This window comes from Streptococcus danieliae (assembly GCF_013415245.1).
Lineage (GTDB): Bacteria > Bacillota > Bacilli > Lactobacillales > Streptococcaceae > Streptococcus > Streptococcus danieliae_A.
Window position 1 is genome coordinate 1 of the sequence record NZ_JACBXX010000150.1, and the last position, 8,881, is coordinate 8,881.

The 8,881-nt window shown below is 46.0% G+C and carries 10 protein-coding genes; 9 read left to right on the forward strand and 1 reads right to left on the reverse strand.

The genetic code is table 11. The features are described 5' to 3' along the window. Positions 1-173, reverse strand: a 173-nt coding sequence (locus HZY94_RS07255; protein WP_179924846.1) for a helix-turn-helix domain-containing protein, incomplete at its 3' end; no start/stop codon positions are given. Between the two features lie 409 nt (positions 174-582). Here HZY94_RS07255 and rpmH point away from each other — a divergent pair. The 9 genes from rpmH (at position 583) to dnaJ (ending at position 8,488) form a co-directional block, all read left to right on the forward strand. Further along, entirely contained in the window at positions 583-717 is a 135-nt protein-coding gene (gene rpmH / locus HZY94_RS07260) for a 50S ribosomal protein L34 (protein ID WP_002885866.1), read from the forward strand. A 62-nt stretch (positions 718-779) separates the two neighbouring features. Next, complete coding sequence (locus HZY94_RS07265; RefSeq protein ID WP_179925634.1) at positions 780-1,556, forward strand: TatD family hydrolase; 777 nt, start codon at positions 780-782, stop codon at positions 1,554-1,556. Next, positions 1,553-2,128, forward strand: a complete 576-nt coding sequence (gene rnmV, locus HZY94_RS07270) for a ribonuclease M5 (protein ID WP_373683184.1) — start codon at positions 1,553-1,555, stop codon at positions 2,126-2,128. The genes HZY94_RS07265 and rnmV overlap by 4 nt, the downstream gene beginning before the upstream one ends. Next, positions 2,129-2,818, forward strand: coding sequence for a histidine phosphatase family protein (locus HZY94_RS07275; RefSeq protein WP_179925636.1), 690 nt, complete (start codon positions 2,129-2,131; stop codon positions 2,816-2,818). Between the two features lie 185 nt (positions 2,819-3,003). Next, positions 3,004-4,038 (forward strand): heat-inducible transcriptional repressor HrcA, encoded by a 1,035-nt coding sequence (hrcA, locus tag HZY94_RS07280; RefSeq protein ID WP_179925637.1) that lies wholly within the window; start codon positions 3,004-3,006, stop codon positions 4,036-4,038. Between the two features lie 11 nt (positions 4,039-4,049). Next, complete coding sequence (gene grpE / locus HZY94_RS07285) at positions 4,050-4,553, forward strand: nucleotide exchange factor GrpE (protein ID WP_179925638.1); 504 nt, start codon at positions 4,050-4,052, stop codon at positions 4,551-4,553. A 101-nt stretch (positions 4,554-4,654) separates the two neighbouring features. Continuing rightward, positions 4,655-6,472 carry a molecular chaperone DnaK gene (gene dnaK, locus HZY94_RS07290; protein ID WP_179923603.1) on the forward strand — a complete coding sequence of 606 codons (1,818 nt, stop codon included), beginning with the start codon at positions 4,655-4,657 and terminating at the stop codon, positions 6,470-6,472. A gap of 92 nt (positions 6,473-6,564) precedes the next feature. Then, on the forward strand, positions 6,565-7,257 hold the full coding sequence (locus tag HZY94_RS07295) for a type 1 glutamine amidotransferase domain-containing protein (protein ID WP_179925639.1): 693 nt from the start codon (positions 6,565-6,567) through the stop codon (positions 7,255-7,257). A 103-nt stretch (positions 7,258-7,360) separates the two neighbouring features. Next, complete coding sequence (gene dnaJ, locus HZY94_RS07300; RefSeq protein WP_179925640.1) at positions 7,361-8,488, forward strand: molecular chaperone DnaJ; 1,128 nt, start codon at positions 7,361-7,363, stop codon at positions 8,486-8,488. Positions 8,489-8,881 lie beyond the last annotated feature (393 nt).

Below are 8,881 nucleotides of genomic sequence, written 5' to 3' on the forward strand. Positions count from 1 at the left end.
CTCACTTGTTGTAAGACTTGCCCTCGCTTGATTTCGTTATTGATTGTTTGAGGAGCTCTTCCAAGTAGGCGAGCAATTTCTCGATTGGATTTTCCTTCTTTGTTCCATCGTTCAATGTAGCGACGATCATTAATTGTCAAATGTTTTCCTTTTGTTGTATAATTGTTTTGCATCTCTGTGCCCTTCCTTTTGTTTGTGGTGAACAACAAGTATAGCACGGAGGTGTTTTCTTATACCTTACAAAAGGATTTCATTTGACAACAGGGACTTTTGAAGCTGTTTTGAGGGCTAAACCAAGGCTATCATTAGCCTTGGCCAATTAGCCTAACAGCTCCAAACCTATTATCAAATGAAATCAGACAACTCATCAGAATGAGTTGTAGTACTTATCTAGCAGATAGGATGGGTGGCTAACTTCATTTTAAAATTTTTGATCATCGTTTTTTGGATGATTCTAGTATAAATTCTTTGCGATTCTCTTGACATCCTAGAATTTTTCGTATAAAATAGCAAAGTATGTTTAGTAACTGATCACAACTAGCCGGCTAAACGAATACAAAGAATCTAAGAGGAGGTATTCTCGTGAAACGTACTTATCAACCAAGTAAAATTCGTCGTCAACGTAAGCATGGATTCCGTCACCGTATGTCTACTAAGAACGGTCGTCGTGTGCTTGCTGCACGTCGTCGTAAGGGACGTAAAGTTCTTTCAGCTTAATTATTGAAAAAATCAGTAGAAACTCGAGTCTACTGATTTTTTTACATATAGAAAGTCAGTTTATGAAAATTTTTGATACACATACGCATTTAAACTTGAAACAATTTGCGGGTCGGCTAGAGGAAGAGCTTGAATTGGCGCGTGAGCTAGGTGTCGCCTGGCACAATGTGGTTGGCTTTGATCGGGAGTCGATTGAGGCAGCCTTGGCTTTGGCGGATGAGGATTCCATTTACTTGACCCTAGGTTGGCATCCGACGGAGGCCGGAACTTATGATGAGCAGGTTGAAGCTTACTTGCGGGAAGCTCTAGATCATCCCAAGGTGGTGGCCTTGGGGGAGATCGGTTTGGACTACCACTGGATGACTGCCCCCAAAGAGGTGCAGGAGGATGTCTTTCGCCGTCAGATTCGTCTGGCCAAGGAATTGGACTTGCCAGTAGTGATTCATACGCGTGATGCTCTGGACGATACCTATCGTATTTTAGCGGATGAAGGCCTCCCTGCTCGTGGGGGGATCATGCATTCTTATTCCGGTTCGCTTGAGATGGCGGAAAAATTTATAAAATTAGGGATGTGGATCTCCTTCTCAGGCGTTGTTACTTTTAAAAAAGCGCTAGAGATTCAAGAGGCAGCGGCCAAGTTACCGCTAGACCGAATTTTAGTCGAGACAGATGCCCCCTTCCTAGCTCCAGTTCCTTACCGAGGTAAGGAAAATCGGACAGCCTATACCCGCTATGTGGCTGAGCAGCTGGCTCAGCTGCGGGGGCTTAGCCTAGAAGAGCTGGCTGCAGCGACTTCTGCCAATGCCTGGCGGGTCTTTGGTCTGGATGGTGAGAACTGATGAAACCAGTGATTGGACCTGTTGTAGTGGTTGAGGGCCGTGATGATACCGCCAATCTGAAACGCTTTTTTCAGGTGGATACCTATGAGACCCGCGGCTCTGCTCTATCCTCAGAGGATCTTGAGCGAATTGCCCGTTTGCAGGAGCAGCGAGGCGTGATTGTCTTTACTGATCCCGATTACAATGGGGAACGTCTGCGTAAAATGATTAGTCAGGCTGTTCCAGAAGTCGGTCAAGCTTTTCTGAGACGGGCTGAGGCGACTCCTAAGTCTAAATCGGCAGGTCGCTCTTTGGGCGTTGAACATGCGGATTTTGAGGCTTTGAAGGAGGCTTTGGACGGAGCTTTTACGGGCCGGCAAGCAGATCCGCAGGAGCAGATTTCTCAAGCAGATCTGATGCGGCTGGGTCTGCTAGCAGGAACAGAGAGTCGCAAACGTCGGGAATATGTCGGTGAAGTGTTGCGAATTGGCTATTCCAACGGCAAGCAATTGCCAAAGCGTCTGGCCATGTTTGGGATTTCCCTGGAGGAGTTGGTGACAGCTCTGGAGGGATTTAAAGAGGAGGAAGAATAGATGGCAACAAATTTGTATATTGTTCGTCATGGTCGGACCATGTTTAACACCCTACACCGGGCTCAAGGTTGGAGCGATACCCCTTTAACTGAGCAAGGGCAAGAAGGCATTCGCGAATTGGGAGTGGGTCTCCGTGAACGTGGACTTAGTTTCCACCGTGCTCTTTCGAGTGATTTGGGGCGGACGATTCTGACTATGGATATTCTTTTGTCAGAGTTGGGCTTGAAGGGAGAAATTCCTTATACCTATGATGCTCGGATTCGGGAGTGGTCTTTTGGTTCCAATGACGGCGTTTATGATCAGGATCTTTTCTTCAACATTCTACCGCGGATTGCGGGGGTCGATTCAATGGAAGAAATGACCTATGAGGATATGGCCAAGGCCATTTATGAAGCAGATACAGCTGATTGGGCAGAAACCTGGGAGCAATTGCGGGATCGCTTGCTGGCAGGAATCAAGAATCTAGCTGAGAAAATGGAAGCTGCTGGGGGCGGGAATGCCTTGGTGGTTAGCCATGGTATGACCATTGGGACTCTCTTGTATTTATTGAATGGTCAACGCTTTGTGGTCTTGGATAATGGTAGCGTGACTCGTATCCGTTACGAAGATGGTCAATTCCAGGTTCTTGAAGTCGGCGATTTATCCTACCGCCAAGACGGCCGCAAGGTCTTGGATCAAAATCAGTCTTAAGACCTATAGAGCCGAAAAAGCCTGCTAAACCAGGCTTTTTTGCGGGTTTATAGTGGAAATTAGCACTCTTTTCAAAAGAGTGCTAATTTTTTGAGCAAAAAACCTTGACAGAGAAACTGGATGCTGTATAATAGAATCATGAGTTAGCACTCAGGTTACACGAGTGCTAATGACTGGGAGGAAACATGGTTACAGAAAGACAAGAGATCATTCTAAGGATGATCATTGAACTTTTTACAGAGACCCATGAGCCAGTTGGTTCCAAACGCTTGCAGGAAGGAATTGCTTCTTCCAGTGCAACCATTCGGAACGATATGGCGGCTTTGGAGAAGATGGGACTATTAGAAAAGTCTCATACCTCTAGCGGTCGGAAGCCAAGTATTGCGGGTTATCAATATTATGTTGAGAACTCCATGGCTTTGACCAGCCTTCCTCCAGAGGAAGTTTTTCAAATTCTGAAAGCCTTTGATGAAGATTTTTTCCAATTAAAGGATATCTTCAAAAGAGGAGCGGATCTCTTGTCAGAGATGACTGGTCTGGTCGCTTTTGTACTGGATGTTGAACCCAGTCATCAGAGACTAACGGCATTTGATTTGGTTGTTTTGGGATCTCACACAGCCTTGGCTGTGATGACGCTTGATGATTCTCGAATCTTGACCAAGGAGCTGGTAATTCCTCGGAATTTTTTGGTGGATCATTTATACCAGCTCAGGGATATGGTTTTGGATCGTTTGTTGGGAGAGTCGGTGCTCTCCATTCACTACAAGATTCGAACAGAAATTCCGCAAGTAGTCCAACGCTATTTCCTTTCGCCTGACAATGTCACCGCTTTGATGGAGCATCTTTTCTCGGATCTTTTTGCAGAAGAAGTTGTGGCATCAGGCCAGGAGCACCTGCTACAGGAAGTGGGGCTGGAAACCTATCGCTTTTTCACCAATGAACAACAGCTGGCCCTTGAGCTACGCGAAGGTTGGTCCGATAATCAGGAGCAATTGATTCGCATTGCTGATTCGTCCAGTCAACCTCTGGCTGATTTGAGTCTGATGAGCAAACGCTTCTTGATCCCCTATCGGGGTTATGGACTCCTCAGTTTGGTGGGGCCGGTGAATAGCGATTACCAACGTTTACTTAGTTTAATTGAAGCTGTCAGTCGTGTTATGACGATGAAGCTGACCGATTTCTATCGTTACCTTAGCAGTAACCATTATGAAGTGCATTAAGGAGGTGCCAGGTGGCAGAGGAAACTACTGAAAAAATGGAAGAGCTAGTGGAGGAAACCACAGAGGCTCCAGAAAAAACAGAATTAGAAGTTGCACAAGAGCAGCTAGAAGAACTAGAAAATAAGTATCTTCGAGCTGTAGCTGAAATGCAAAACATTCAGCGCCGGGCCAATGAAGAGCGCCAGTCGCTTCAAAAATACCGCAGCCAGGACTTGGCTAAAAAGATTTTCCCAAGCTTGGATAACCTAGAGCGGGCACTGACAGTTGAAGGCCTCACAGAAGATGTGAAAAAAGGTTTGGAAATGGTTCAAGAAAGCTTGATCCAAGCCTTGAAGGAAGAAGGAATCGAAGAAGTTGCTACAGACGGTGCTTTTGATCCAAATTTCCACATGGCTATTCAGACCCAGCCAGCTGACGAAGACCATCCAGCGGATACCGTCGCCCAGGTCTTCCAAAAAGGCTATAAACTTCATGAGCGGGTGCTTCGCCCAGCCATGGTTGTTGTTTACAATTAAAGTATGACCGCAATGTCATAAAACTATCCTCGAATGAATTTTATTTTTTAAAAGAAACAAAAGAAAGGTCAAGAATCTTCGGATTTTTGGGACAAATGATTATGTCAAAAATTATTGGAATCGACTTAGGAACTACAAACTCAGCAGTAGCGGTATTGGAAGGAACTGAACCAAAAATTATCGCGAACCCAGAAGGAAATCGTACAACGCCATCTGTTGTCTCTTTCAAAAATGGTGAAATCATCGTCGGTGATGCCGCTAAGCGCCAAGCTGTGACAAATCCTGATACCATCATCTCAATCAAATCAAAAATGGGAACTTCTGAGAAAGTTTCTGCAAATGGTAAAGAATACACTCCTCAAGAAATCTCAGCTATGATCCTTCAATACTTGAAGGGCTATGCAGAAGAGTACCTTGGAGAAAAAGTTACAAAAGCCGTTATCACAGTACCAGCTTACTTTAACGACGCACAACGTCAAGCTACAAAAGACGCAGGTAAAATCGCCGGTCTTGAAGTAGAACGGATTGTCAACGAGCCAACTGCAGCAGCTCTTGCTTACGGTTTGGACAAAACTGATAAAGAAGAAAAAATCTTGGTCTTTGACCTTGGTGGAGGTACCTTCGACGTTTCAATTCTTGAATTGGGAGATGGTGTCTTCGACGTATTAGCAACAGCTGGTGACAACAAGCTAGGTGGAGATGACTTTGACCAGAAAATTATCGACCACATGGTTGCAGAATTCAAGAAAGAAAACGGCATTGACTTGTCTCAAGACAAGATGGCTCTTCAACGTTTGAAAGACGCAGCTGAAAAAGCTAAGAAAGATTTGTCTGGAGTAACTTCTACGCAAATCAGCTTGCCATTTATCACTGCTGGTGAAGCAGGACCACTTCACTTGGAAATGACCTTGACACGTGCGAAGTTTGATGACTTGACTCGTGACTTGGTAGAACGTACCAAAGAACCAGTTCGTCGTGCCTTGTCAGATGCAGGTTTATCTCTATCTGAAATCGACGAAGTGATCCTTGTTGGTGGATCAACTCGGATTCCAGCCGTTGTTGAAGCCGTTAAAGCTGAGACTGGTAAAGAGCCAAACAAATCTGTTAACCCAGATGAAGTTGTGGCGATGGGTGCAGCAATCCAAGGTGGTGTGATTACAGGCGATGTGAAAGACGTTGTTTTGCTTGATGTGACGCCACTATCTCTTGGTATCGAAACAATGGGTGGTGTGTTCACGAAATTGATTGACCGCAACACAACAATCCCAACTTCTAAGTCTCAAGTCTTTTCAACAGCAGCAGATAATCAGCCTGCAGTAGACATTCACGTTCTTCAAGGTGAGCGTCCAATGGCAGCGGATAACAAGACACTTGGCCGCTTCCAGTTGACAGATATTCCTGCAGCTCCTCGTGGAATCCCTCAAATCGAAGTAACCTTCGACATCGACAAGAACGGTATCGTGTCTGTTAAAGCGAAAGATTTGGGAACTCAGAAAGAACAAACAATCGTGATCCAGTCTAACTCTGGTCTAACAGACGAAGAAATTGATCGGATGATGAAAGATGCAGAAGCAAATGCGGAAGCAGATAAAAAACGCAAAGAAGAAGTAGACCTTCGCAATGAAGTAGACCAAGCAATCTTTGCGACTGAGAAAACCTTGAAAGATACAGAAGGACAATTTGAAGCAGAACGTGCAGCAGCACAAACAGCCTTGGATGACTTAAAAGCAGCTCAAGAAGCTAACAACTTGGATGATATGAAAGTGAAGTTGGAAGCTCTCAATGAAAAAGCACAAGCTCTTGCAGTGAAATTGTATGAGCAAGCAGCAGCAGCGCAACAAGCTCAAGCAGGTGCAGACCAAGCTGGTCAAGCAAACCCAGCTGATGATGTTGTGGATGGGGAATTTACTGAGAAGTAAGCTCCTTGGGTAAGTCAATCCCAACTGTGATGAAAGAATAGGAAATCAGAGGTTGTAACCCAGCCTCTGTTTTTCCATAAAGAGGAAAAGCCATGGAAAATAAAGGGAAGGTCTTGGTTGTCTTAACCAATGTTGAGCAGTATGGGGAAGATCCCGGGCAGACCGGTTTATGGTTAGCCGAAGCCACGGAGTTTGTAGCAGAGGTGACTCGGGCCGGTTACCAGGTGGACTATGTCAGTCCCCAAGGAGGGGCTGTTCCGATTGATCCCAGAAGTCTGAAAAAATGGTATGTCACCGAAGAGGACTTACGCTTACGAGATAGCTGGGATTTTCAGAAGAGGGCCTTGACCTCATCGAAGAAACCAGAGGACATCTCTGCTCAAGATTATCTGGCGATCTACTATACAGGAGGCCACGGGGTTATTTGGGATTTCCCGGATAACCAAGCACTCCAGGATATTGCCTTAACCATCTATGAGCAGGGAGGTTTTGTGACCTCTGTCTGCCATGGCCTAGCAGGCCTGCTCAATCTGCAAGATAGCTCCGGCCACTACCTCTTGGCAGGGAAACAGGTAACGGGCTTTACCAAGTGGGAAGAAATTCTGAGTGGCAAGTGGAAAAAGGTTCCCTTCATCACTGAAACAGAAGCTAAGAAGCGGGGTGCTAACTTCCAGCAGAAGTTCCCCTTCCAATCCCATGCTCTTCAGGACGGACGCTTGATTACTGGCCAGAACCCGATGTCAGGCAGAGCTGTTGCCCGTTTGCTCCTAGAAGCCATGGAGTGATAATTGCCCTACTTTAAAGAAAGGAAAAAATGGTGTTCCTTAGGAACACGGGTTGCCAGGGAGAAGGGATTTGCCCTTTCCCCTTAACCCTAGAGATGTACATATGAATAACACAGAATACTATGATCGTCTGGGAGTGTCGAAAAACGCTTCGCAAGATGAAATCAAAAAGGCTTATCGGAAGTTGTCCAAAAAGTACCATCCCGATATCAACAAGGAAGCTGGAGCGGAGCAAACCTATAAGGATATCCAGGAAGCTTATGAAACCCTAGGGGATGAGCAAAAACGGGCTTCTTACGATCAGTTCGGAGCAGCTGGAGCTAATGGTGGCTTCGGTGGCGGCCAAGGATTTTCTGGTTTTGATGGAGCAGGCTTTGGTGGCTTTGAAGATATCTTTTCAAGCTTCTTTGGTGGCGGCATGGGAGGAAATCGTAATCCAAATGCACCACGCAAGGGAGACGACCTTCAATACCGGGTGAACTTGACTTTTGAAGAAGCTATTTTTGGAACAACCAAGGAAATCAAATACAACCGTGAAGCTTCCTGTCACACCTGTGACGGTTCCGGTGCCAAACCAGGTACCAACCCTGTGACCTGTAGTCGCTGTGGCGGAGCAGGAGTCATCAACGTGGATACCCAAACCCCATTAGGCATGATGCGCCGTCAGGTAACCTGTGATGTCTGTCACGGAAGCGGTCAAGAAATCAAAGACCCTTGCCAAACCTGTCATGGAACTGGACGCGAAAACCAAGCTCACACAGTTGAAGTACGTGTCCCAGCAGGTGTGGAATCAGATCAACAAATCCGCCTAGCTAGCCAAGGAGAAGCAGGCTACAATGGCGGCCCTTATGGTGATCTCTTTGTAGTTATCCAAGTCGCCGCTTCGGATAAATTTGAACGGGACGGCACAACCATCCACTATAACCTACACCTAAACTTTGCCCAAGCAGCCCTTGGCAACACCGTCGATGTACCAACCGTCCACGGTGACGTAGAATTAAACATCCCAGAAGGAACCCAAGCTGGTAAACGCTTCCGCCTCCGCGGCAAAGGAGCACCAAGTCTCCGCGGCGCAGGACAAGGCGACCAATACGTCACCATCATCGTCGACACCCCAACCGATCTCAACGACACCCAACGCAAAGCCCTCATGGAATTCGCCCAAGCCGGAAACCTCAACGTCAAACCAAAGAAAAAAAACTTCTTCGAAAAAATGTTTGATGGAGACTAGAGTCTGTTCCAGACTCTAGGATGGAACCCAAAAAAAGATCCAGTGTGATCTTTTTTTGAGTGACCTAATAAAGCGAACGCAGTTCGCTATCTCCTATTTAAAGCTTCGCGTCAATGCGAGTTTCCTTTAGTCTCTGTGCTAAACCGGGAAAAGTGCTAAGGTGATCTTTTAAACCGAGGCTAATAGGACGAACGCAGTTCGCTATATCCAATTTAAAGCTTTGCTTTTAAGATTAGGATGGAATCCAAAAAAAAGATCTGGGTGATGAGGCTGGGACAAAAGTCTAGCCTCTTTGACTTTGGATAACAAAATGCCTTTGACGCAGTAGCTGATTGGCCTCTTCGTTCGCTTTTCAAGCTCGGAAGAGAGCCTAATCAGCCTTGCGGGGGTGGG

Bases quoted from the DNA above. Each gene is read 5' to 3' on its own strand.
- HZY94_RS07265 (WP_179925634.1), top strand. From the start codon at position 780: ATGAAAATTTTTGATACACATACGCATTTAAACTTGAAACAATTTGCG.
- HZY94_RS07275 (WP_179925636.1), top strand. From the start codon at position 2,129: ATGGCAACAAATTTGTATATTGTTCGTCATGGTCGGACCATGTTTAAC.
- hrcA (WP_179925637.1), top strand. From the start codon at position 3,004: ATGGTTACAGAAAGACAAGAGATCATTCTAAGGATGATCATTGAACTT.
- dnaK (WP_179923603.1), top strand. From the start codon at position 4,655: ATGTCAAAAATTATTGGAATCGACTTAGGAACTACAAACTCAGCAGTA.
- HZY94_RS07295 (WP_179925639.1), top strand. From the start codon at position 6,565: ATGGAAAATAAAGGGAAGGTCTTGGTTGTCTTAACCAATGTTGAGCAG.
- dnaJ (WP_179925640.1), top strand. From the start codon at position 7,361: ATGAATAACACAGAATACTATGATCGTCTGGGAGTGTCGAAAAACGCT.